Annotated in this window: 17 protein-coding genes, 1 tRNA gene and 1 pseudogene; 11 read left to right on the forward strand and 8 right to left on the reverse strand. The window is 64.9% G+C overall.

The features are described from left to right. Positions 1–46 precede the first annotated feature (46 nt). The 3 genes from yidC to rpmH are packed head-to-tail and all read right to left on the reverse strand — an operon-like array spanning position 47 to position 2,483. Positions 47–1,918, reverse strand: a complete 1,872-nt coding sequence (gene yidC, locus ACNJYA_RS04090) for a membrane protein insertase YidC (RefSeq protein ID WP_172786716.1) — start codon at positions 1,916–1,918, stop codon at positions 47–49. A 16-nt stretch (positions 1,919–1,934) separates the two neighbouring features. Beyond that, a complete protein-coding gene (rnpA, locus tag ACNJYA_RS04095; protein ID WP_172786717.1) occupies positions 1,935–2,321 on the reverse strand; it encodes a ribonuclease P protein component in 387 nt (128 codons plus the stop codon). Between the two features lie 27 nt (positions 2,322–2,348). Then, on the reverse strand, positions 2,349–2,483 hold the full coding sequence (gene rpmH, locus ACNJYA_RS04100; RefSeq protein WP_008542748.1) for a 50S ribosomal protein L34: 135 nt from the start codon (positions 2,481–2,483) through the stop codon (positions 2,349–2,351). 349 nt (positions 2,484–2,832) lie between these two features. On the opposite strand from rpmH, the gene ACNJYA_RS04105 reads away from it, so the two are divergent. The 3 genes from ACNJYA_RS04105 (at position 2,833) to queD (ending at position 5,116) form a co-directional block, all read left to right on the forward strand. Next, a complete protein-coding gene (locus tag ACNJYA_RS04105) occupies positions 2,833–4,332 on the forward strand; it encodes a sensor histidine kinase (protein WP_172786718.1) in 1,500 nt (499 codons plus the stop codon). Between the two features lie 268 nt (positions 4,333–4,600). Further along, positions 4,601–4,677, forward strand: a tRNA-Arg gene (locus ACNJYA_RS04110). A gap of 82 nt (positions 4,678–4,759) precedes the next feature. Continuing rightward, entirely contained in the window at positions 4,760–5,116 is a 357-nt protein-coding gene (queD, locus tag ACNJYA_RS04115) for a 6-carboxytetrahydropterin synthase QueD (RefSeq protein WP_211407620.1), read from the forward strand. A 36-nt stretch (positions 5,117–5,152) separates the two neighbouring features. On the opposite strand, the gene ACNJYA_RS04120 is transcribed toward queD, so the two are convergent. From ACNJYA_RS04120 to ACNJYA_RS04130, 3 genes and pseudogenes are all read right to left on the reverse strand, one after another. Next, entirely contained in the window at positions 5,153–5,488 is a 336-nt protein-coding gene (locus tag ACNJYA_RS04120; protein ID WP_172786720.1) for a hypothetical protein, read from the reverse strand. A 283-nt stretch (positions 5,489–5,771) separates the two neighbouring features. Then, positions 5,772–6,092, reverse strand: a complete 321-nt coding sequence (locus tag ACNJYA_RS04125) for a hypothetical protein (protein WP_172786721.1) — start codon at positions 6,090–6,092, stop codon at positions 5,772–5,774. Between the two features lie 37 nt (positions 6,093–6,129). Further along, positions 6,130–10,952: pseudogene (locus tag ACNJYA_RS04130) on the reverse strand (NAD-glutamate dehydrogenase). Positions 10,953–11,254: 302 nt separating this feature from the next. On the opposite strand from ACNJYA_RS04130, the gene ACNJYA_RS04135 reads away from it, so the two are divergent. Then, the gene (locus tag ACNJYA_RS04135; protein WP_439365507.1) at positions 11,255–12,154 is read left to right on the forward strand and encodes a hypothetical protein; all 900 of its coding nucleotides are present in this window, start codon (positions 11,255–11,257) and stop codon (positions 12,152–12,154) included. A gap of 33 nt (positions 12,155–12,187) precedes the next feature. Here ACNJYA_RS04135 and ACNJYA_RS04140 read toward each other — a convergent pair whose 3' ends face one another. Further along, entirely contained in the window at positions 12,188–12,514 is a 327-nt protein-coding gene (locus ACNJYA_RS04140) for a hypothetical protein (RefSeq protein ID WP_172786724.1), read from the reverse strand. A 276-nt stretch (positions 12,515–12,790) separates the two neighbouring features. Between ACNJYA_RS04140 and ACNJYA_RS04145 the strand changes: the two genes are divergently transcribed. Together ACNJYA_RS04145 and ACNJYA_RS04150 are read left to right on the forward strand one after the other, a co-directional pair. Beyond that, on the forward strand, positions 12,791–13,456 hold the full coding sequence (locus ACNJYA_RS04145) for a class I SAM-dependent methyltransferase (RefSeq protein ID WP_212259583.1): 666 nt from the start codon (positions 12,791–12,793) through the stop codon (positions 13,454–13,456). A gap of 15 nt (positions 13,457–13,471) precedes the next feature. Beyond that, the gene (locus ACNJYA_RS04150; RefSeq protein WP_172786726.1) at positions 13,472–14,515 is read left to right on the forward strand and encodes a zinc-binding dehydrogenase; all 1,044 of its coding nucleotides are present in this window, start codon (positions 13,472–13,474) and stop codon (positions 14,513–14,515) included. Positions 14,516–14,545: 30 nt separating this feature from the next. On the opposite strand, the gene ACNJYA_RS04155 is transcribed toward ACNJYA_RS04150, so the two are convergent. Continuing rightward, a complete protein-coding gene (locus ACNJYA_RS04155; RefSeq protein WP_212259613.1) occupies positions 14,546–15,409 on the reverse strand; it encodes a LysR family transcriptional regulator in 864 nt (287 codons plus the stop codon). A gap of 98 nt (positions 15,410–15,507) precedes the next feature. On the opposite strand from ACNJYA_RS04155, the gene ACNJYA_RS04160 reads away from it, so the two are divergent. The 5 genes from ACNJYA_RS04160 (at position 15,508) to ACNJYA_RS04180 (ending at position 23,544) form a co-directional block, all read left to right on the forward strand. Continuing rightward, positions 15,508–16,818, forward strand: coding sequence for an aspartate aminotransferase family protein (locus ACNJYA_RS04160; protein ID WP_439365508.1), 1,311 nt, complete (start codon positions 15,508–15,510; stop codon positions 16,816–16,818). A 20-nt stretch (positions 16,819–16,838) separates the two neighbouring features. Next, complete coding sequence (locus tag ACNJYA_RS04165; RefSeq protein ID WP_439402084.1) at positions 16,839–18,449, forward strand: gamma-glutamyltransferase family protein; 1,611 nt, start codon at positions 16,839–16,841, stop codon at positions 18,447–18,449. 167 nt (positions 18,450–18,616) lie between these two features. Beyond that, positions 18,617–20,761: a GumC family protein gene (locus ACNJYA_RS04170; protein ID WP_439365510.1), complete on the forward strand. Its 2,145-nt coding sequence runs from the start codon at positions 18,617–18,619 to the stop codon at positions 20,759–20,761. A gap of 2 nt (positions 20,762–20,763) precedes the next feature. After that, a complete protein-coding gene (locus tag ACNJYA_RS04175; RefSeq protein ID WP_439365511.1) occupies positions 20,764–21,927 on the forward strand; it encodes a glycoside hydrolase family 5 protein in 1,164 nt (387 codons plus the stop codon). Positions 21,928–21,984: 57 nt separating this feature from the next. After that, positions 21,985–23,544 (forward strand): hypothetical protein, encoded by a 1,560-nt coding sequence (locus tag ACNJYA_RS04180; RefSeq protein ID WP_439365512.1) that lies wholly within the window; start codon positions 21,985–21,987, stop codon positions 23,542–23,544. The last annotated feature ends 9 nt before the right edge of the window (positions 23,545–23,553 follow it).

Here is a 23,553-nt window from a genome sequence, read left to right on the forward strand (position 1 = left end):
CCCGGGCATGACGGTGTGGAGGCATTTGCGCCCGCAATGACGGCGCTTACGTCGCCTTCCTCGCGAACGTCGCCTTGAGATTGTCGAATAACTCCACCTTCACGCCGTTGCGGCGCATGATGTAGCTCTGCTGGACCACCGAGAGCAGGTTGTTCCAGGCCCAGTAGATCACGAGACCTGCCGGGAAGCCCGCCAGCATGAAGGTGAAGATCAGCGGCATCCAGTTGAAGATGATCTGCTGCGTCGGATCCGGCGGCGTCGGATTCAGCTTCATCTGGAACCACATCGTGATGCCCATGATGATCGGCCAGATGCCGAGCGCGAGGTAATAGCCGAACACCGGAATCGTGGTCGGGTCGAACGGGATCAGCCCGAACAGGTTGAACAGGTTGGTCGGGTCCGGCGCCGAGAGGTCCTTGATCCAGCCGTAGAACGGCGCGTGCCGCATCTCGATGGTGACGAACAGCACCTTGTAGAGCGAGAAGAACACCGGGATCTGGATCAGCACGGGAAGACAGCCGGCGACCGGATTGATCTTCTCCTTGCGGTAGATCTCCATCATCTCCTGCTGCTGCTTCACCTTGTCGTCGGGATAGCGCTCCTTGAGCGCCTGCAGCTGCGGCTGGATCGACTTCATCTTCGCCATCGAGGCGTAGGACTTGTTCGCCAGCGGGAAGAACAACAGCTTCACGATCACCGTCACCAGCAGGATCGAGATGCCGAAATTGCCGAAGAAGCGGTAGAAGAAGTCGAGGCCGAGGAACATCGGCTTGGTGAGGAAGTAAAACCAGCCCCAGTCGATCAGCAGGTCGAACTGGTTGAGGCCGAGCGCCTTGTTGTAGCCGCCGAGGCCGGCGAGCGGGAAGTTGATGCCGACCACGCCGGCTTCCTTGGCGCCTGCGAACAGCCGCGCGTTGGCCGTCGCGGTGCCGCCGATCGCGACGGTGACGGGGTCGAGCAGATAGTCGGTCTGGTAGGTATGGACCTTGCCGACCGGGTTCGACGAGAAACGTGCCTGGAGCTGGGCGTTGGTGTCGGGCAGCAGCGCGGAGGCCCAGTATTTGTCGGTGATGCCGAGCCAGCCATTGGTGGCCTTAAAGTTCACCTGCTTGGCTTCGTCGATCTTGCTGTAGGCATATTCCTGCAGCCTGTGTTCGCCGAGATAGCCGATCAGGCCCTCATGCAGGATATAGTAGCCGGAGACATGCGGCGCGCCGTGGCGCGAGATCAGCGCGAACGGATAGAGCGTGACGGGGGCGTTGCCGACATTGCTCACCTCGTCCTTGATGGTGAAGAGATAATGGTCGTCGACGGTGATGGTGCGGCGGAAGGTCAGGCCGTCGCCGTTCTCCCATTTCAGCACCACCGGTGTCGACGGCGTCAGGCTGCCGCTGCCCTCCTGCTGCCAGACGGTCTGGGCATCCGGCATCTTTGCCGTCACGCCCGTCGCCGCAACCCAGCCGAACTCGGCGTAATAGGGCTCCGCCGTGCCCGACGGCGAATAGAGGACGATCGGCGGCGATTTCGGATCGACCGTCTCGCGATATTGCACCAGCGCGATGTCGTCGATACGGCCGCCCTTCAATGAGATGCTGCCGGCGATCCGCGGCGTCTCGATCTTGACGCGCGGGCTCGCTGCAATGGCGGTCTCGCGCGGAACGACCGCTTGGGGCTGGCTCGCGGCCGGCGTTGCCGGCTGGGCCGTACCGCCCGGCTGCGGCGCGGAGCCCGGCGTCGCCGGCGCGCCGCCTGGCGTCGCCGAGGCGGTCGGCTGCGGCGTCGTCTTCTGGAGCTCGGTCTGCGCCTGCTGCTGGGCGCGCTGTTTCTCCATCTGCGGCACGTTGTAGAAATACTGCCAGGCGATCAGCACCAGGCCGGACAGAATGACGGCGAGGATGGTATTGCGATTGTCGGTCATCTCGTTTGTCTCGTCATCAATCCGGTTTGCGGCTGGTCGCTGCGGCGTGACCCGGCCTCTGGCCGCGCGCCTTGGCCGTATGCCGCGCGGGCTTCGTGAACGCTATGCGCAGATCGTCGAGCATGGTGGCGAAGTCGCGCGAGAGCGCGTCTCTTCGTCCGACCAGGACATAATCGTGGTGGGGCTGCATCGATGTCGGATCGAGCCGCTTCACCAATTCGCGCAGCCGGCGCCGGATGCGATTGCGCTCGGGGGCGTTGCCGTTCTTTTTGGTGACGGTGAAGCCGATCCTGACAGGGCCGGAATCATCGCGGCGGCGACTTTGCAGGACGAACGCGGGACTATTCACCCGCGCGCCATTGGCAACGGCGAGGAAATCCGCCCGCTGCCTCAGCCGATCCATGATGAAATCCCAAAAAGGGGGTCCGGCTCAGGCGCTCAGACGCTTGCGGCCGCGGGCGCGGCGGGCGGCGAGAACCTTGCGGCCGCCGGCAGTGGCGAGACGGGCGCGGAAGCCGTGACGGCGCTTGCGCACCAGTTTGCTGGGTTGATAAGTCCGCTTCACGGGTTTTTCTCCGCTGACCGGGCAATTTGCCTGTAGAATTGATGGTAAAGTCCGGAAGATGCGGCCCAAAACGGGCCCTTTTCGGCCCCAAGAGAGCCGCTCCCAGTGTCGCACCGGGTCATCGCGGACAATTCGCGCGGCTTATAAGGGAGCGCCTTGTTTTCGTCAACGCCGCACAAGCGCGCGATTTTGGTGAATATCGCTGTTTGTGCGAGGTTTTTAACCCTTGAGGTAGCGACTCGCGCTAACAGCGCTTACATCCCACCTTGGCAGATTAGCGATCCGTAATTTGACCGGACATCGGCCGGGTCGCATCCTCCATCAGCCAAGGTCAAGAGGGGCGAGTTTCGTGGCAGCCACAGATCGCCAGCAGATCCAGGATCTGGATCAGCCGGACCAGCCGGCGATGCGGCCCCGCGGCTCGCGCGGGCTGGGGCTGTCCGGCAAGCTGCTGCTGCTCACCGTGCCCCTGGTGATGATCGCCGCCAGCCTGCTTTACGTGCCCGCCATCGCCAATTTCTGGGTCAACCGGCTCAACGACCGCGTTGCGGCCGCCAACACCGCGGCGCTGGTGCTGGATGCGGCGCCGCTCGGCATGGTTCCCGATTCGCTGTCGCGCCAGATCCTGAAAAGCATCAACGCCCGTGCGGTCGCCATCAAGATGGGCCAGCAGCGCCGGCTGCTCGCGAGCGACAACATTCCCGCCGCCATCGAGCATGACATCGACCTGCGCGACGTGACCGCCTGGGAGGCGATCACCGGCTCGTTCCGCATGATGCTGGAGACCGGCAACCAGGCCATCCGCATCGTCGGCCCCGGCGTCGGCAATGCCCAGTTCATCGAGATCGTCACCGACGAGCTGCCGCTGCGGCAGCAGATGTACCGCTTCTCCCGCAACGTCGTCGTGGTCGCGCTGATCATCGCGGTGCTGACCGCGGGCCTCGTCTATCTCGCGCTCCATTATCTCTTCGTGCGGCCGATGCGGCGGCTGACCGCGAGCCTGGTCGGCTTCCACGAAAATCCCGAAAGCTCGGCCGGCATCATCGTGCCGAGCCAGCGCAGCGACGAGATCGGGGTCGCCGAGCGCGAATTGTCGGACATGCAGCGCGACCTGATGTCGATGCTGCATCAGAAGAGCCGGCTCGCCGCCCTCGGCCTTGCCGTCTCCAAGATCAACCACGATCTGCGCAACCTGCTCGCCTCGGCCCAGCTGCTGTCGGACCAGCTCGCCAGCGTGCCGGATCCACGCGTGCAGCGCTTTGCGCCCAAGCTCGTGCGCTCGCTCGAGCGCGCCATCGCCTTCTGCCAGTCGACATTGTCCTACGGCCGGGCCCAGGAGGCCGCGCCCGACCGCCGCATGATCCTGATCGAGCCTGTGGTGATGGAGGTGCGGGAGACCGCGGGGCTCGCCAACGAGGCCTCGATCGCCTGGGTCGCTGCGATCGAGCGCGGGCTCGCGGTCGATGCCGACCCCGACCAGCTGTTCCGCGTCTTGCTCAACCTCGTCCGCAACGCCGCCCAGGCGCTCGAAAGCCATGCGGCGGGCGAGGGGCGTGTGCAGCAGATCCGGATTACCGGGAAGCGCGAAGGCGCCGTCGCGATTCTCGAGGTTTCCGACACCGGGCCCGGCGTCCCCCCGAAGACCCGGGAGCGCCTGTTCGAGGCCTTCCAGACCTCTGGTCGCCCCGGCGGCAGCGGCCTTGGCCTTGCCATCGCCGCCGAGCTGGTCCGCGCCCATGGCGGCGACATCCACCTGGTCGAAGGCACCATCGGCGCCACCTTCCGCATCGTCATCCCCGACCGTCCCGTGGAACTGCTCTCCATCCGCAACGAGCGGCAGAGGGCTTAAGTCGGCCGGCGGCCGACTGAAGCCGTCATTCCGGGGCGCGACGAAGTCGCGAGCCCGGAATCCATAACCACCAGCTGGGGTTATGGATTCCGGGCCTGGCCCTCCGGGCCATCCCGGAATGACGACGGTGAAGTCGAGATGCGCAAAAATCTCCCCATCCCGGACCTTGCCAATCGGGACAAGAGCGGTTAGTCAGAGCGCTCTTTCGCACCCCCTCCGGCTCCGCCGGGGGCTGCTTGCGGGCCCCGCCCGCACTGTCGCGAAAAACGCGCCCGTAGCTCAGCTGGATAGAGCATCAGACTACGAATCTGAGGGTCGGACGTTCGAATCGTTCCGGGCGCGCCAGCTTCTTCCGATGCCGGCAAAAGCAATGCAGTGTCCGGTCGCTCGTCCGAGATCGCGGATGGGGCGCGCCCTTGGAAATCAGATGAAGATATCGCAGGCATTCAAATTCGAGGCGGCACATCGCCTGCCGAACGTGCCGGAAACGCACCGGTGCAGCCGGCTGCACGGTCATTCCTATCGGGTCGAGGTTCAGTTGGAGGGACCCGTGGACCCGCACACGGGTTTCGTCGCGGACTTCTTCGATATTGAAGAATGCTTTGCCGGCGTCCTGGAGGCCCTGGACCACAGATGCCTGAACGACGTCGAAGGACTCGAGAACCCAACCGCTGAGAATATCGCGATCTGGATATGGGACCGGTTGGGCTCGCGTCTCCACCAGCTTTCCGCAATTCGAGTTTACGAAACGGCGGACTGTTGGGCCGAATATCAAGGGCGGTGACGACAACCGCAAGCTGACCCGTTCAGCACGACCAGATCAAAAAGCGACTGCTGCCGGGGCGGCCCAATGGCTCCTGACGAAGTCCCGGATGTGCTCCGGCACGGGCGTGGTGTCGATGTCGCAACGCGTCTGGATTTCTTCCGCAAGCTCTCTCGACACGTCCTTCGACCAATGACCTAGCGGATCGAAGGCGACGATGCGGACGGGGTCGTTGAAACGGCCGGCGATCAGGTTCGAGATGACGGTTTCGATGTCAGTCCGCTCGACCTCGGTTTTCCGGCCGGCTCTGCCGGGCCGTCCGGCAATGTTGTCGAAGATCAGATAGACGATCCGATCTGCCGCATTCTGATGAGCCGCGCATGGGGCGGCCATCGACGTCAATCCATTTCCAGCCATACGCGTCTCCAATGCAATAGAGCCGGTAATTTGTCCGGACGGGACCCGCCTGAATTGATCAAGCGCAATGCTATGTACACGGGCCACTACGGTCCCGCATCAGGACCAAAGTACGATCAGGACCAAAGTATGATGACGCGCGGATCGCGCTTTGTAAGATCGGACACTGCCATTCGAGGGCGAGGAAGCCGCAATCGCGCTCGATCGAGCTCGTCCTTCAGGAGATGCTAATGGTGGCCTTTGCTGCGCTTCCTGTGGCTTACCGGATCCTTGCCGCGACGTTGGGCCGGTTTTGCTTGAGCCAGGCGACGGCCTCGGGTCCATCGACGACGCACTCGAAGGTTTCCCAGGTCGGGTCCTCCAGGGATTCCGCTTGCAGTCGCTTCGCCGCATACTCGACGAGGTCGTGCAAGCCTTCGTATCCTCGTCGATGCTCGAGGGACTCTGCAATCGCCGTGCTGGTCCATCCTCGTTGGGCCAAATCGATGATGCTCGGAGCCTCAGCCTCGCTGAACCACGGCGTGGCATCGAACTCGATGCAGCGGACATTGTCGGCGGTATGGCAAGTGGCGTGGATCATTGGATTCCTCCGCTAGCATTGCATGTCTTGCACGCCCTCAGACTTTGACCAGGTCTCCCAGCAAGTTCGCCGCCACCATGAGCTTCGCGAGCGTCAGGCCGCCGGCGGCAATCTCCTCGACCGTACGGCGGATGCGCGTCGCCTCGGGATGAGCTGCAAGCCAGGTCTCCGCGGCCTGCTGACCTGATTGGCCGATGGTCAGCATGTCCGCGGCCAGGCGTCTTTCGGCAGCTGCGATCAGGTCGACGGCGCGGTCGATGGCGAGGCGCTCGAAATGATCGCTGGCCGGCACGTTGCGCGCAGCGGCGGTGATGCGGTCGAGACGGAAATTGGCCTCGGCGGCAAAGAACGTCGCGGCCGCATCACCGATGCTGCGGCCGGTGCGCTCGGCGACCGTCACGATATCAGGCGCCGAGACCAGGGCGTCGAGGTCGGCCAGATCGCCGGCGAGTCCGGTCGGGACGCCGGCATCGATCAGGTCCTGCCGGCGCTTGCTGCGCGCGGCTTGCAAGTCCGGTGGCAGGGCGCTGTCGAGCGAGGCTGCGACCTCACGGACGGCAGGACCAAACCGAGCGATCACTGCACTGAGACCGTCCTTGAAATCGACATTGCGCACATACCAGACCATGCGGGAGAGCAGGAGATCCTGGATCGCAGCGTAGAGGCCGAGCTGCAACTGTCCGTCGATGAGGGTGTCGAGCGCGTCGATCCCGTCATTGAGCCGCCTGAGCTCATAGATCGCGTCCACCGCCACCTGGGCCATGACGATGGTCGAGATATCGGCGTCGGTCTCGTCGGTCAGGCGTACGATGCAGGCCGGACCCCCGCGGTTGATCACGGCATTGACGAGACTGGTCGCGATGATCTCGCGTCGGAGGCGATGGTGCTCGACCGCGGCCGGGAATTTGTCGAGAATCTCGTGCGGAAAATACAGGGACAGTCTGCGGGCGAGATATGGATCGTCAGGCACGCCGGTTTCGAGCAGGTCACTGTAAAGCGTCAGCTTGGCATAGGCGAGCAGCACGGCAAGCTCCGCCGTGTCAGGGCTTGGCCGCGTCGTGTGCGCTCGGCGATCGCAGCATCGTCAGGCAGGAATTCGACGGCGCGGCTGAGCAGGCTGCGTTGCTCGAGCGACTGCATCAGGCGGGTGAGGAAGCCGGTCTCGGCCATGCCCTTGCGTTCGGCGAGCGAGAGCGCCAGCGTCTGCAGATAGTTGTTGCGCAGCACCAGCGTACCGACTTCGTCGGTCATCGCGGCAAGCAGGGTGTTGCGGTCAGCCGGGCTGAGGCGTCCCTCGCGCTCGGGGCGCGCCAATGCGATCTTGATGTTGACCTCGAGGTCTGACGTATTCACACCGGCCGAATTGTCGATCGCGTCGGTGTTGAGCTTGACGCCCTTCTGCGCCGCTTCGATGCGCCCACGTTGGGTTACGCCGAGATTAGCGCCTTCGCCGATCACCCTGGCGCGAACGTCGGCACCGGTGATGCGGATCGCATCGTTGGCGCGGTCGCCGGCTTGATCGTCGCTCTCCGCCGACGACCGCACATAGGTGCCGATGCCGCCGAACCACAGGAGGTCCGCGCGCGCCTTCAGGATCGCCGTCATCACCTCGAACGGCGTTGCCTGCTCCTTGTCGAGATCGAGCAGGGTGCGCACTTCCGGCGCGAGCGGGATCGCCTTGAGCGAGCGCGAGAACACGCCGCCGCCCTGCGAGATCAGCGATTTGTCATAATCCTGCCAGCTCGATCGCGGCAGGTCGAACAGGCGCTTGCGCTCAGTGAAGCTGATCGCCGGGTCGGGGGAGGGATCGATGAAGATGTCGCGGTGATCGAACGCCGCAACGAGCTTCGTCGCCGGCGAGAGCAGCATTCCGTTGCCGAAGACGTCGCCGGACATGTCGCCGACGCCGACCACGGTGAACGGCACGGTCTGAATGTCGGTGCCGAGCTCGCGGAAGTGGCGCTTGACCGCCTCCCAGGCGCCGCGCGCCGTGATCCCCATCTTCTTGTGGTCGTAGCCCTGGCTGCCGCCGGAGGCGAAGGCGTCGCCGAGCCAATGGTTCTTCTCGGCCGAGATCGCGTTGGCGACGTCGGAGAAGGTGGCGGTGCCCTTGTCGGCGGCGACGACTAGATAAGGATCGTCGCCGTCATTCCGCACGGTCAAGTCGGGCGGCACCACGATGTCGCCGTCGAGATTGTCGGTGAGTTCGAGCAGCGAGCGCACGAAGATGCGATAGGCTTCGGTGCCCTCCGCGAGCCACGCCTCGCGATCGGAAGGCGGCGGCAAGCGCTTGGGCACGAAGCCGCCCTTGGCGCCGACCGGCACGATCACGGCGTTCTTGACTTGCTGCGCTTTCACGAGGCCGAGGATCTCGGTGCGGAAATCCTGTGGCCGATCGGACCAGCGCAAGCCACCGCGCGCAACCTTGCCGAAGCGCAGGTGAATGCCTTCGACACGCGGTGAATAGACGAAGATCTCGTAGAGCGGTCGGGGAGGGGGCAGATCCTCGATCTTGCGCGCGTCGAACTTGAAGGAGATTACCGGACGCGGATGTCCGTCCGGGCCGAGCTGCCACAAATTGGTGCGGATGGTCGACTGCACCAGATTGGTGAAACGGCGCAGGATGCGGTCTTCATCGAGCGAGGCGACGGATTTGAGCTGATCCTCGATCTCGGCAAGGAGAGTTATCTCGCGCGCCGAACGCTCGCGATCGGTCAGGACGAGGCGTGGATCGCGGCGGGCCTGGAACAGCGCGACGAGGTTGGCTGTGATCGCGGCGTTCTTGCGCAAGGTCTCCCACATATAGTCCTGGGTGAACGGTGCGCGGATCTGGTGCAAATAGCGCGACAGCGCCCGGATGGTCGAGACTTCCCGCCAGCCCAGGGCCGTGCGCAAGATCAAGGCATTGTACCCGTCGGATTCGGCGCGATCGGTGACCACCGCCATGATCGAGGCCTCCAGGCGATGGCTGAAGTCCCGGCTGATCTCGATCGGCTGGCCGTCGCTGGTCTCGATCGTCATGTCGTGCAGCCAGACCGGCTCGGGCCTGTTGCCGGGCACGATCTGATAGGTGCGTTCGTTGACCACGCGCAGGCCGTGATTTTCGATCACCGGCACGCGGTAGGACAGCGACAGCGGCGCGGCATCCGAAAACACCCTAAGGCCGAAGCGCCTGGGATCATCGTCCTCGAAGCGGTGAACCGAAATCGTCACCGGGCGGGCCGGTGTGAGCTTCTCGATGGTGGCGATATCGGCGACCGCCTGTTCTACCGTGGAAGCCTCGGTATAGCCGCCGCTAAAGGCCTGGACGTAGCGATTTGCGAGCATGCGCGCCCGCATGCCGTCGGTCGACGCAGCCAGCGCGGCCTTCAGCTTGTCGGCCCAGGTCGCGGCAATGGCGCTGATCCCTGCTTCCAGCGTGGCGCGCTCGACGGCGGGAGTCTTACCTTCATAGCGTCCGATGATGTAGTGGACGCGCGCCAATGCTCCTTCGGGGAAGGACACGTAGGACGCCGACAGTGCCCCCTTGTAGCTCCGCGCCAGGAAGGCGCCGACGCGCATGCGCACGTCAGTGTCGTATTTGTCGCGCGGAATGAAAACGAGGATGGAAACGAAACGATCGAACTTGTCGACCCGCGCCAGCGCCCGGACGCGGGGGCGCTCATAGAGGATTAGGATCTCCATGACGAAATCGAAGAGGGTATCGATGTCGATCTGGAATAGTTCGTCGCGCGGATAGTCTTCGAGAATGTGCTGGAGAGCCTTGCCAGAATGGCTATTCGGGTCGAAGCCGGCGCGCTGGAGCACCCGCGATACCTTGTGGCGAACATAGGGGATCTGTCGTGCCGAGCGCGTGTAGGCGCCCGAGGTGAACAGGCCGACGACTCGCAATTCACCCTCGAGCCGGCCGTCGGGCGTATAGAGCTTGATGCCGACATAATCCATCCGGATGCGGCGATGGACGCGGCTGCTCACGTTGGCCTTGATGACGATGAGCAGGGTCGGCTCGCGCATGAACTCGCGAATCTCCGGCGTCATCACCACCATTTCGCTGCCGCGGCGCAGGACCTTCACATCGGGATCTCGGAGGATGCCGAGGCCCTCGCCGGTCGTGATGTCGTCCGACGCGTCGCGGCCGGGCGAGAAGCGATATTCGCGCACGCCGAGAAAGGTGAAATTGTCGGCGCACAGCCATTGCAGGAACTGGTTGGCCTCGGCGACGTCGTCGATCGGAAGCGGCGGCGGATTGGACGAGAACGTCTTGACCGCGTCCTCGACGCGGTCGCGCATGGCGCGCCAGTCCGCGACGCAAGCGCGCACGTCGTTCAACGTCCTGGTGAGGCCGTCAATCAGCCTCTCGCGGTCCGCGTCGGCGTCCAGGCGGGTGATGTGGAGGTGAATCAGGCTCTCTCGCGCGCCCTTTGCCCCTTCCGGCAGTGCCTCGCCGTAGAAGCGCAGGAGCTTGCCCCCATCATCGCGCTCCACCGCGATGATGGGGTGAGCGACGAGAGTGACTTCGATGCCCTGCTCGGTGAGCTCCGCCATAGTGGAATCGAACAGGAAGGGCATGTTGTCGTTGAGGATTTCGAGCACGGAGATCTCGCGCCCGTCCGGCATCAGCGGATTGACGACGCGGATATCGGCACGCCCCGCCGTGCGCCGCTGCACATGCTCCCAGGCTTGCTCCGCGAGGAAGGCAAGCGAGGAGGCATCGCAACTGGCGAGGTCCTCGACATTGGTGAAGGCGAACAGAAGCTCGGCAAAGGCCCGGGGGGCCTTGCCCGGCTGCACGCTTCCTGCTGCCTCGTGGATCAGAGTTGCCCGGGCCTTGTCGTCACGCCAAGCCATAGCGTCCTCCATCTCCCAGCCGACGAGCCGCAATTACGGTCGGGCATCGTTCTTGGAGTGCGCCTCTTCGAGCGCATCTTCTTGACCGCGATTCAATCGCTTCGGCGAAATCTTCGGTCTTGCGGCCTCGACGATATTAGCATTCCGCAGCCGTCATGGCGCGGGGAGTTGTGAGGCGCGATTTGGGGGCGGAAAACCGGTGACCGATGACCATCGCGTCATTTGGTGCTCTGCAAAATGACGAGGAATTTCAATTGTGTATGAGTTCGTGATTTCATTCTGAATGGCGCGCATTTGCGATAATAAGGAGTCGCATGCGCACAATCGATCGTCTGTTCTCCTGCCTCGCTCTGTTTCTTGCTGTCGCCGCGCCGGTGCTTCCCGCGCGCGCGGCTGAGACCTGCCCGTTCATCAGCGCAAAAGAGCTCGCTGCCGCGATGCCGGCGCTGAAATGGTCTCTGATCTCGAATCAGGACGGCCGCGGCTGCATCTACCAGGCCGGGCGCGGCGACACGATGATGCTGAGCGTGTTCCGCAATCCCGACAAGGACCGCGCCAGGGAATTGTACGCGACCTTCGTCAAGACGCTCAGTGAGCGAATGCCGCTGAGCGCTGTGGTCGGGATCGGCGACGAAGGCCAGGGCGGAACGAGCGCCGCCGGCGCCGAGCGCCAGGAGGCCTCGGTCCTCGTTCTGTCCGGCGACTACATTCTGCAGATCAGCGTCTATCCGATCGGCCGGCGCGCCGACGATGCGCTGCTCGGTCCGATCACCGAAGCTGCGCGCGTTGCCATTGCCAATGTGGGCAAGAGCAGCGAGCGGTTCGGCAATTGCGAGTGGCTCACGGCCGCCGATGCCGACGGCTTTCTCGACAACGGCACGCTGACGGTGCAGCGGACCGGCGCGGGCAGCTGCATGATGTTCGATCGCGAGGCCAACACCATGACGGTCGCGGTGATCGCGATGTCGCGCGACACCGTCGTCGGCATGATGAAGCGCGCGGGTCCCTGCACGCATGTGGCGATCCCCGAGCTCGGCCGCGAAGCCTTCGGCGAGCATTCCTGCACCAAGGGCAACGGCAACGCCGTCACCATCTATGTCTGGAAGAACGGCCGGCAGGCGTCGATCGTGTTCGCACCAGTCAAGCCGCATCCGGAGTCCGGCTCGGTCGAGCGCCTCAAGGCGGTCGCCACGCGGGTCTATGGGAAAATGTAAGGGGGCTGGGTGACCGCCCAGCGGCCCCGGCTTTCACCGCAGGCCCTGCTCGTCGATCAGGATGCGATGGATCTCGATGCGCTCGGGCAGCTCGATCAGGAACTCCGCGTCGCGGGCGAGATGATGGACCTTGGTCGGCTCGCCCTTGGTGAAGGCGGTCATGGCCGCGATGTCGGCCCAGTAGGAGATGGTCGTGAACCACGTCTCCTCGTCGCGGTCCTCGCGCAATTGCTGCACGCCGAGCGCGGTCTTGAGCAGCGGCGGGATGCCTTCGGCTTGCAGATAGGCCTGGTAGGCGTCGGCGATGTCGCGGCGGGTACGGCCGCGCCAGATGCGGGCGATGGTCGGCTGGGTCGGCATGGCATGACTCTCCTTGCTGCCGAACGCCGCGTGGCGTGGTCTCGTTCCAGCGTCTCCATGTCACGGCCAGCGGCGGCCGCAGCTGGAACCTGGCGCTGGCCGGTCTGGCGAATCGGCGGCCGGTTCTTGACCGGCGCCGCCGCAGCATTTCCACATCATTGATCTGAAACAATGATGGTCTTCGCCACAAATGCTAGGGCGAGTCGCGAGGTCGCGTGCGAGGCTCCCCAGGCCGGTCAAGATACTCTCCGCGCGTGATGCAAATCCGAGGGCTCAATGGGACGACTGCTGAATATCGTGACGCCGCTGCACACTGCGACCAAGCGCGACTACATGGGCCGCATGAACGACGACAAGATCGGCTGCTCGCTGAAGGCGCGGGAATACGAGGCCGATTACTGGGACGGCGACCGCCGCTTCGGTTATGGCGGCTACCGCTTCATCGAGGGGCGCTGGGCCCCGGTCGCCAAGGCGCTGATCGAGACCTACGGCCTGAAGGACGGGTCCAGCGTGCTCGACGTCGGCTGCGGCAAGGGATTTCTGCTGTACGAGATGCAGAAGATCCTGCCGGGCCTGAAGGTCACCGGCTTCGATATCTCCAAGCATGGTCTTGCCAATGCGCACGAGCAGGTGAAGCCGTATCTGTTCAACTATCGCGCCCAGGACGTCTATCCCTATGGTGACGACAGTTTCGACCTCGTCATCTCGCTCGGCACCCTGCACAATCTCAGGCTCTACGAGCTCGAGGCCGCGCTCAAGGAGATCGAGCGGGTCGGCAAGAACAAATACGTCATGGTCGAGGGCTACCGGAACGTCGCCGAGCTGCACAATCTCGAATGCTGGGCGCTGACGGCGGAATCCATCCTGCACACCTCGGAATGGATCTGGCTTTACGGCAAGCTCGGCTACACCGGCGATTACGAATTCATCTATTTCGAGTGACCGGGCGCGCGATCCATGGACATCAAGACCGCAAAGGCCGCGATCCTCGTCGAATCCGGCAAGCCGCTGATCGTCGACGAGTTCGATCTGCCTGACAGGCTCGAGCACGGTCAGGTGCTCGCCCATGTGCACACGTCGAGCATTTGCGGCGCACAGATCAACGAGATCGACGCCGTCAAAGGCGTCGACAAGTTCCTGCCGCACCTGTTGGGGCACGAGGCGCTGGCGACCATCGTCGAAACCGGGCCTGGCGTCGTCTCCTGCCAGCAGGGCGACACCGTCGTCATGCATTGGCGCCCGGGCAAGGGCATCCAGTCCAACACGCCGGTCTATGCCTGGCGCGGCAAGCGCCTCAACGCCGGCTGGGTCACCACCTTCAACGAATACGCCGTGGTGTCGGAAAACCGCGTCACCCCCGTTCCTGATACGATCGATCGCACCAGCGCGCCGCTGCTCGGCTGCGCGGTGACGACCGCGCTCGGCGTCGTCAACAACGATGCGCAGATCGCGATCGGCGAAGCCGTCGTCGTGTTCGGCGTCGGCGGGGTCGGCTTGAACATCGTGCAATTCGCCGCGATGGTCGGCGCCTGGCCGGTCATTGCGATCGACCGCCTCGACAACAAGCTGGCCATGGCGAAGGATTTCGGCGCCACCCACCTCATCAATTCCGAGACCGTGAAGGATGTGGCCGCCGAGGTCCGGTCCATCACGGGGGCCGACGGACCCGACAAGGTCGTCGAGACCACCGGCGTCAAGAACCTGATTGAGCTCGCCTACGAGATCACCGCCAAGAAAGGCCGCTGCATCCTCGTCGGCGTGCCGCGCGAGAAGGCCGAGATCTATACCCTGCCATTGCACTTCGAGAAGGTGCTGAAGGGCTCGGAAGGCGGTCAATGCCAGCCTGCGCGCGATATCCCGCGCCTCGTGCGTCTCAGCGATGCCGGCAAGGTGAGCTACCGCGGCATCGTGACCCACGAGTTCGCGCTCGATGACATCAATGCCGCCCTGGATCTGATGCGCAGCGGCACGTCGGGACGGATCCTCCTGAACATCAGCTGAGCGCTGCGCTCGCCGCGCACGCGCGGGTCACTAATCGATCTCCGCCTTGGTCTTCAGTCCGGGCAACACGGTGCGGACGTGCTCGGCCAGCGTCGTCGCCAGCAGCGAGGGCTTCGCCTCCGAGAATTCGAGCGCGATGCCGATGGTCGGAAGCAGGGGCAGTCCGGCCGAGACGACGTGAAGATCGAACGGAACGGCGGTTCGTGTCAGGACGCTGATCGCATGACCGGACCGCGCGATCGCGATCAGGCCGGCGAGGCTGTTGCTCGCGTAGGCGACCCTGTAGCGCCGATTGACCGCGTCCATCGCGGCGCAGGCGGCCCGGTAGTCCAGGCTCATCGGCGCCGCCAGCGCCAGCGGCAGCACATCCTGCGTCAGTATTTTCGGTTCGGCCTCGTTCGCGACCCAGACGAAGCGCTCCTCGCGGATCACCTCGCGCGCTCCGGCATCGGACAGCGAGACCAGCGCCATGTCGATCTGGCGCCGCACCAGCATCGGGCGCAGCTCGGAGGTCGGTGCGCAGACCATGCGCAGCTCGACATTGGGATGCAGCGCGCAGAACCCCTTCAGCAGCGCCGGCAGGAAAGCGATCGAATAGTCCTCCGGGCAGCCGAGGCTCAGCGTCCCCTTGAGACTCGCGCCGCTCATGTCGGCGAGAATCTCGTCGTGCTGCGCCAGCAGCGTCTCGGCGTGAGCGAGCAGTTTCTCGCCGGCCGCGGTCAGCCTCATGCCGGATCCGCTGCGGTGAAACAGCGGCTGCGTGATCGTCTGTTCCAGCCGTTGCATCTGCATGCTGAGCGCGGACTGTGTCCGGCCAATCTGCAAGGCCGCCAGGCTGATCGAGCCGGTGCGGGCCACGACGACGAAATTCCTCAGAAGAGTGAGATCCAGCATCGACATCAGGAAGATTGATATCCAGATTTAATTATATCAACTAGCCTGAACTCAAATTCTTGACTAGAGGTCAGACGTCCCAAGCGTAGGTGGCTGTCATGACCTTGAATGCCGATCCCGATTTCTGGGCGTCCGCCAACACGCATCTGACCCGCTATGGGCCGAGTTTCGAACCCGTCATCATCGAGCGTGCGGCCGGCAGTTTCGTCTACGACGCCGACGGACGCGCCATCCTCGACTTCACCTCGGGTCAGATGAGCGCCGTGCTGGGGCACACGCATCCCGACATCGTCGCCACGGTCGCACGGCAAATGGGGGCGGTCGCTCATCTCTTCAGCGGCATGCTCTCGCGTCCGGTGGTGACGCTGGCCGAGCGTCTCGCTGCGCTTGCGCCCGGTCTCGACCGCGTGCAGCTGCTGACGACAGGCGCGGAAGCCAATGAAGCGGCGATCCGGATGGCCAAGCTCGTCACCGGCAGGCACGAAATCGTCGCCTTCGCGCAAAGCTGGCACGGCATGACCGGCGCGGCGGCGTCGGCGACCTACAGCGCGGGCCGGCGCGGTTATGGGCCGGCCGCGGTCGGATCGTTCGTCATTCCCGCGCCGAACGCCTATCGGCCGCGCTTCAGGAACGTCGACGGCAGCAACGACTGGCAGACCGAGCTGGACGATGCGTTCGCACTGATCGACAGCCAGTCGACCGGTAATCTGGCGGCCTTCATCGCCGAGCCGATCCTCTCCAGCGGCGGCATTCTGGAACTGCCGCTCGGCTATCTCGCGGCCTTGAAGCAAAAATGCCAGCAGCGCGGCATGCTGCTGATCCTCGACGAAGCTCAGACCGGAATCGGCCGCACCGGGCACATGTTTGCCTTCGAGCGTGACGGCGTGGTGCCTGACATTCTCACGCTGTCGAAGACGCTCGGCGCCGGTCTGCCGCTCGCCGCCGTCATGACGACAAAGGCCATCGAGCAGACCGCGTTCGAGCGCGGCTTCCTGTTCTACACCACGCATGTCTCCGATCCCTTGCCCGCCGCGATCGGCGTCACGGTGCTCGACGTGGTCGCGCGCGACGGGTTGGTGGCGCAGGCAACCGCCAGGGGCAACAGGCTCCGGGATGGATTGCTGTCGCTGCAGCAAAAGTTCGAATGCGTCGGTGACGTCAGGGGCCGCGGTCTTCTGCTCGGTCTCGAAATCGTCGTCGACCGGCAGTCTAAGACGCCGGGGTTTGAACTCGGCGCGCGGATCATGGAGGAGACCATGCGTCGCGGTCTCAGCATGAACATCGTCAAGTTGCCCAGCATGGGCGGCGTATTCCGCATCGCGCCGCCGCTCACGGTGTCCGAGGCCGAAATCGATCGCGGTCTCGAGATCATGTCGGAGGCGATCCAGGCTGCTGCGACGACGCACTGATCGGCGAAAGGCCTGACCGGATGCAAATCGCCAGGACATATGGCCGTCCGACGCTGTTCTCGCGGCACGGCATGGTCGCCACCGCGCATCCGCTCGCGGCACAGGCCGGTGCACGAATCCTGATGCAGGGCGGCAATGCGTTCGATGCGGCCGTCGCCACGGCGGCCGCCCTCAACGTGGTCGAGCCGTTCATGTCGGGGCTTGCCGGGTTTGGACTGGCCACGATCTGGGTGGCGATCGAGCAGCGCATTCGCGTGCTCGACTTCGCTCCGCCGGTGCCCGCAAGCTTCCCGGTCGGCAGATACACAAGCAGATTCGAGCTCGAGCGAGGTCCGCAGGCGGCCTCGACGCCCGGCAATCTCGCGGGCTGGTGCGAGCTGCTCTCGCGCTATGGACGCAAATCGCTTCCAGACGTCTTTGCGCCGGCGATCACGCTGGCGCGCGACGGCTTCGCGCTCTCGGACTTCGGTGTTGATGAGATCAACGAGCAGGTGCCGCTGCTCGAACCCTGGCCGGAGCTGCACGCCGCACTGGTCAGGAACTATCTCCCGGATGGAATGCCGGTGAAGCTCGGCAGCATCGTCGCGCAGCCTGATCTCGCGCAGACTCTTGCCGAGATCTCCGAATTGGGGCCCGAGTATCTGTATGGCGGCAAGCTCGGCCGGCGGATCGTGGACTATCTCGCCACGCTCCGCGGCAGCCTGACGCTGGACGATGTCATCGCCGTCAAGCCGCATTGGTTCGATCCCCTGACCGTGTCCTATCGGGGGCTCGAGCTTCACGTCCCGGCGCAGCAATGCGGCGGCTTCCAGTTCGCCCTGACCCTCAAGATCCTTGAAGGCTTTGACCTCGGGCGTCTGCCGAAGGACGGCGCCGATCATCTCGATACGGTCTATCGCGCGATCCGTCTCGCCGCCGGCGAGCGCATCGCCCACGGCGATCTGGGACCGGATCAAGCCGCTGGAGCAATGTCCGACGCGACGATCGCGCGGCTTCGCCAGCGTGTGAGCGACGGCCGGCCGATCACGGGCCCGACAGAGCAATGGATGCCGCAGGATCGTGCCGATCCCGGCCACACCACCTCGTTCTCGATCGCCGACGCCGAAGGCAATCTGGTCTGCATGACGCAAAGTCTCGGCAGCCCGTTCGGCAGCGGCGTCGTGGTGCCGGGGACCGGCGTTTGCCTCAACAATCATCTGCATTGGGCCGACGTGCAGCCGGGAAGCCCGAACCTCGCTAGGCCGGGCGACGCGTTGCCGGTGACGATGGCACCGTCGATTGCGACGCGCGGCAGCCGTCCGGTGCTCGCGCTGGGGACGCCCGGCAGCTACGGCATCCCGCAAACCCAGGCCCCGGCTTATGTGCAGCACATCGAGTTCGGCCTTCCGCTGCAGCAGGCGATCGAGGCGCCGCGTTCACGGCTGTGGGACGGCCGCTTCATTCAGGCAGAGAACCGCATCGCGCCGGAGACCATCGCCGAACTGAAGCGCCGCGGCCACGAGATCGCGATTTTGGACACCGGATGGACCATGCTCTGCGGAGGCATGCAGGCCGTCGCGCTCGATCCGGTGACCGGCGTGATGACGGGTGCCGCCGATCCGAGGCGGGACGGGTATGTCATCGGCTTGTGAGCGGACGCACATCGCGGCGAGCGCAGACAGCGCGTGGCTGGCCGCGTCTCGTTAACAAATCGTTCACCGCCCAAGGCCAGCCCAGCCGTAACCGCCGGTTAACCATGGATATTTACGGTGTAGCAAGCCTCTGAGCTATGACTGTCAGTTGATTTCGAGTCCAACCCATGGCGTTCGGTAGCCGGCCATCTCCGCGAAGCATCGCCCCGACGGAGCAAGCGGCTTCGTGGGAAGCGCCGCGGGCTGCGAAGGCGAAGCCTGACGGCGCCGCGCCGGGCCTGACCAAGGGATCGCTGACCGTCTCCGGCACGCTGTCCTTCCTGCGCGAGAATGGCCGGCGCATTCTGACGCTGGCCCTGGCGCTGTTCGCCCTCGGCGTCGTCGCTCTGATGATCCTTCCGGTCCGCTATGCCGCGACGGCGCTGGTCGTGCTCGATCCGCGCGAGCTGCGCGTGACCTCGGATCAGGACGTGCTGCCCGGCATCGGCCAGGATGCCGCGGCGCTGCAGAGCCAGATCGAGATCGCCAAGTCCGACGGCTTCCTCCGTCCTTTGATCGAGCAACTCAAGATCGCGGACGATGAGGACGTCGCGGGCGGCTATACCGACATGACGCGCCTGCTCGAGAAATTCCGCAACCGGCTCGAGATCACTCGGCGCGGGCTGACCTACGTCATCGCGATTTCCTTCACCTCGAACCGGCCGGATCGCGCGGCTTACTATGCCAATGCCATCGCCGAGGCCTTCGTCGCCAGCCAGGGCCGCGTCCGCACCGAGGCGACGGACGAGGCGGCCGGCTGGCTCCAGGACCGGCTGAAGACGCTGAGCGAGCGCCTGCGCGCCTCGGAAGACGCCGTCGCCGCCTTCCGGCTCGAGCACAACATCGTCAATGCCGGCAAGGAATCCACCACGCAGCAATTGCGGGTGACCGACCTGACCCAGCAGGTCTCCGCCGCCCGCGCGCGCACCGAGGAGGCCAAGGCGCGCTACGAGCAGGTGCAACGCGACGTCAAGGCCAATGTCGAAGGGCCGGTGAAGCAGGATCTCCTCAGCATGCTGCGCGCGCAGCGCTCCGCCCTGAACGACCAGATCGCGCAGAAGAAGGCGGTCTATGGCGACCGCCATCCCGACCTTGCGATCTCCTACAGCCAGCTGGCGGACATCAACCGGCAGATCGAGATCGAGCGGAAGAAGAACATCGACACGGCCAAGTCCGAATACGAGGCCCAGCTGGAGCAGCAGAACGCGCTGGAAAAGCAGCTCAAGGCGGTCGAGACCAAGATGCTGGTCGACGGCCAGGCGCTGGTGAAGCTGCAGGAGCTGCAGCGCGACGCCGATGCCAACCGCAACATCTACGAGCAGTTCCTGTCGCGGTTCAAGACCACCAACGAGCAGCGTCAGCTGCAGGCCTCGCAAACCAAGATCGCCTCGGTTGCGATTCCGCCGTTGCGCTCGACGCGTCCGCCGCTCGCCTTGCTGCTTGCGGCGCTGGCGATCGGCTCGCTGCTGACCTCGACCGCCGCCGTTGCGGTGACGACGAGCCTGTCCGCCGACAAGCCCGAATCCGTTCAGGCCCCTGCCTCACGTGAAGCGGAGGAGGCGCCCGGCCCGCAAGTTACCCCTTCGGCCGCCGCTGCGCGCCCAGCCGAGGCGATGCCCCGCCTTCCTGTCTGGGCGCGCATCCCCGAGCTGGCGCCAGGCGCCGGGATCAACACGGTCTGGCAGAGACCGGTCAGCGCGTCGGCCGAGCTCGATCTCGGCCCCCACTTACGGCCGTTGCTCGAACGCATCGACCGCGTTCCGGTGCGCGGCTGCAAGGTCGCGCTGGTCTTGTCGGTCGGCAAGAGCGCCGGCGGCAACACCGTGGCGCGTTCCCTCAATCGCGCCGCCGTGAACCTGGGCATGATGAGCGTGCTGATCCGCCTCCAGGCTGAATTTGCAGGCGCCCAGCCGCCGGTGACCGAATGGCAGGACGGCTCGACCACGGCGGGACTTCAGTCGATCGACGAGCTGCTCGGTGCCGGGCGCAAGCCCGATGCGCGGCCCGAGGACGATATCCGCTCGGAGTTCGACCTGATCGTCGTCCACGCCGGCAATCTCGCCTTGCAGCCCGACGCCATTGCCCTGGCCGCCCACGCCGACCTGATCGTCCTGGTGGCGCGCGCCGGCGAGCTTGGTTCGTCCGCGATGCGCAGGGTGACCGGGGCGCTGTCGAGATACGCGGCCGTGCCAACCGGCCTCGTCGTCAATCACGTGCCCGCCGGTTCAATGGCGCCTCAGCCCGACGGTGGCGCTCTGGGCCTTGCGGTTTGACGATGACAGCCTTGCGCCGCCGTCTGCTGGCTGCGGCGATGCTGTTGTCGATCTCGCTCGTCCGGCCGGTGTTCGCCGAGGATTGCGTGCCCCTGCCGTCGACGGTCTCGCCTGAGCGGCTTGCCGCGCTCTCGCGCGGCTTCAACGCCGACGGCTGGATCAACGGTGCGCCGCCGAGCCGCGCGCTGCTGCAGCAGCTGCGCAAGGCCGGCATGAGCCATGTCCGCCTGCCGGTGCCGGCGGAGCGCGTGATGCCGCGCTTTGCCGCAACGGACGAGCGCGCGGCGACCCTGCGCGTGCTCGACAGCGCGTTGAAGCAGCTGACCTCGCTCGGATATTCCAGCTCGGTCGACCTTCATCCGGGCGAGCGCTTCAATCGCCTGCACAAGGATGATCCGGATGCGGCGATGGGTGAGATGCAGGAGGCCTGGCGCGCGCTTGCAGAGGTCATTCGATCCTATCCTGCCGATCGCATCTTCGCCGAGCTGCTCAACGAGCCCGATATCGAAGCGGAGCGATGGCAAAAGGAGGTCGAGGCGCTCGCCGCCTTCGTTCGCGGGTTGCTGCCCGCCACCACGCTCATCGTTGGTCCGGTCAACTGGCAGCGCGCGGACTCGCTGCCGCGGTTTCGTCCGCTGGCCGACCCTGACGTCGTCTACGCCATCCATTTCTACGATCCGATGGTGTTCACCCATCAGGGCCATTGGGACGCGCGCGATCCGCTGCACGACATCATGGATCTGCCTTACCCGATCAATGCGGGCGATCCCAAGGTTCAGGCGCTTTGGCAGGATTTGCAGGCGAGGGGCGCGGTCAAGGCGCTCGCCATGCTCGATACCGCGATTGCCGCCGCCAAGGACAAGCCGGGGGCCGATCGCTGGCTCGCGCCCGCGCTCGCATGGCAGCAGCAATTTTCGCGGCCGATCATCGTCAACGAGTTCGGCGTGTTGAAAGCCGGCGCCCCCAGGCAGAGCCGGTTGCGCTGGCTGGCGGAGGTCACCGCCTATGCCCGCGCGCATTGCTGGGGCTGGGCGCATTGGGAACTGGCGCAAGGCTTTGGTCTCGTCGATGCCACCACCGGCAAGCCCGATCCCGACGTGATGCGGGCGCTGCTCGGCGCGCCCGGCCGGCTTGAAAGGTCTCCCGCCGCGCGCGGTGATCGTTAACGGATCCTTACCCCTCGCGCGGCTATCGTGTCCCGGCGCGATGCCAAAGGACCATTGATGAGCGCCGGGTACTCACCGCAAGGCCACAGCGTGCAGGCCGCGCCGTCGCCTCCGGCCTGGCGCGAGCTGGCCGTGACCTTCTGCGTCGCCATCGCGACGATCGGCTCTGCGCCGGTTCTGCACCTCGCCAATCCGGCTCTGGCCATCGCCGTCGAGGTCCTGATCGGCATCGCCATCGTCGTTGCGGTCCCGACCTCCGCGCCGGCCGTCGCGATCTTCGTCCTGTTCTTCCAGAACCTGTTCGTCTCCGTGCTGTCGCCGCTGGTCCCGCTTCCGTCCGATCTCGACTTCATCAAGGGCTACAATTTCCTGGTCTGCTCCGTGATGTGGCTGGCGACGTTCGCGCTTTACGTGCTCGGCCGGAGGGGTCAGTCGAGGGAAATCAATCAGATCATGCGCTGGGGCGTCTTCACCCTCGCCGTCGTCTCGCTCTATTTCGCGATTGGGTTCGTCCAGGATGGACAGCCGGCGGCGGTCTATTTGCGCAACATCGTTCTGCCGCTGTTTCTGTTTCAGCTGTCGCTCCTGACCGCGGCAACCTTTGAGGTGCGCATCACGCCGTTCCTGGTCGCGCTCGCGGTCATCCTCATGCTGTGCGGCTATGTCGAGCTCGTCTTGCGCGATGTCTGGCTGGCCGTCACCAACGGCCATACGTTCTGGGGCTTCGACGAGCTCAAGGCGACCCATTCCGGCGTCTGGGAGGCCCAGATGCGGCAGACCGGCAACGTGCCGGTCACGCTCAAGGATCGTTTCAGCTTCGACTTCCTGAACACGCCTTTGCTCGAAGGCTTCGGCCTGTCGAAGATGCTGCGCATCAACGGTCCGAACATGCACCCGATCAGCTTCGCCTACGGGATCGGCTTTCTCGCCCTGTTCCTGTTCTCGGTCGGACGCCCGCTGCTCGCCCTGGCAGCCCTGCCGCTGCTGGTCTTTTGCAGCGTGAAGGGAGCGCTCATCACCGTCGTCTTCGTGGCTGCGGGCTGGATCGGGACTCGCCTCATCGGTGCCGTGGCGACGTTGTTGCTGGGGTTCGCCGGCATGATCGCCTTTGCGATCCTGGCGATTCGCCTCGGGCTGCAGATCGGCGACTATCACGTCATCGGCTTGATGGGCGGTCTCGACGGATTCGTGCAGAGACCTTACGGCCGTGGCCTCGGCATCGGCGGCAATCTGTCGGAGAGCTATTTTTCCATCGACTGGAGCGCTGCGCAGGCCGCCGGCACGATCGACGGCGCGGTCGAAAGCGCGATCGGCGTTCTCTTGTATCAGATGGGAATCGCGGCTTTCGTGCCGCTGGCCTTCTATTTCGCGATGGCCCTCAAGGCCTGGCGCCTGTACGCCTCGTCCGGATATCTGACGCAGGGCCTTGCCGGTTTCGGCGTCCTGGTCGTTGTACTCAACGGATTGTTTCAGGAAGAGGCCCTGTTCGCGCCGCTCGCGCTGGGCCTGATGCTCTCGCTCGCCGGCCTCGTCATCGGCAGCCATGTGAGGGTGCAGACAGTTGCAAACGAGGATGCCGAGCCCGTTCGGCTCACCGGCTTCCAGCCCGTCACGTAGGCTGCCGGC

Origin of the sequence: Bradyrhizobium sp. BLXBL-01 (assembly GCF_051853025.1) — a bacterium.
GTDB lineage: Bacteria > Pseudomonadota > Alphaproteobacteria > Rhizobiales > Xanthobacteraceae > Bradyrhizobium.

Bases quoted from the DNA above. Each gene is read 5' to 3' on its own strand.
- yidC (WP_172786716.1), bottom strand. From the start codon at position 1,918: ATGACCGACAATCGCAATACCATCCTCGCCGTCATTCTGTCCGGCCTG.
- rnpA (WP_172786717.1), bottom strand. From the start codon at position 2,321: ATGGATCGGCTGAGGCAGCGGGCGGATTTCCTCGCCGTTGCCAATGGC.
- queD (WP_211407620.1), top strand. From the start codon at position 4,760: ATGAAGATATCGCAGGCATTCAAATTCGAGGCGGCACATCGCCTGCCG.
- ACNJYA_RS04120 (WP_172786720.1), bottom strand. From the start codon at position 5,488: ATGGCCGCCCCATGCGCGGCTCATCAGAATGCGGCAGATCGGATCGTC.
- ACNJYA_RS04125 (WP_172786721.1), bottom strand. From the start codon at position 6,092: ATGATCCACGCCACTTGCCATACCGCCGACAATGTCCGCTGCATCGAG.
- ACNJYA_RS04135 (WP_439365507.1), top strand. From the start codon at position 11,255: ATGCGCACAATCGATCGTCTGTTCTCCTGCCTCGCTCTGTTTCTTGCT.
- ACNJYA_RS04140 (WP_172786724.1), bottom strand. From the start codon at position 12,514: ATGCCGACCCAGCCGACCATCGCCCGCATCTGGCGCGGCCGTACCCGC.
- ACNJYA_RS04145 (WP_212259583.1), top strand. From the start codon at position 12,791: ATGGGACGACTGCTGAATATCGTGACGCCGCTGCACACTGCGACCAAG.
- ACNJYA_RS04150 (WP_172786726.1), top strand. From the start codon at position 13,472: ATGGACATCAAGACCGCAAAGGCCGCGATCCTCGTCGAATCCGGCAAG.
- ACNJYA_RS04155 (WP_212259613.1), bottom strand. From the start codon at position 15,409: ATGCTGGATCTCACTCTTCTGAGGAATTTCGTCGTCGTGGCCCGCACC.
- ACNJYA_RS04160 (WP_439365508.1), top strand. From the start codon at position 15,508: ATGACCTTGAATGCCGATCCCGATTTCTGGGCGTCCGCCAACACGCAT.
- ACNJYA_RS04165 (WP_439402084.1), top strand. From the start codon at position 16,839: ATGCAAATCGCCAGGACATATGGCCGTCCGACGCTGTTCTCGCGGCAC.
- ACNJYA_RS04170 (WP_439365510.1), top strand. From the start codon at position 18,617: ATGGCGTTCGGTAGCCGGCCATCTCCGCGAAGCATCGCCCCGACGGAG.
- ACNJYA_RS04175 (WP_439365511.1), top strand. From the start codon at position 20,764: ATGACAGCCTTGCGCCGCCGTCTGCTGGCTGCGGCGATGCTGTTGTCG.
- ACNJYA_RS04180 (WP_439365512.1), top strand. From the start codon at position 21,985: ATGAGCGCCGGGTACTCACCGCAAGGCCACAGCGTGCAGGCCGCGCCG.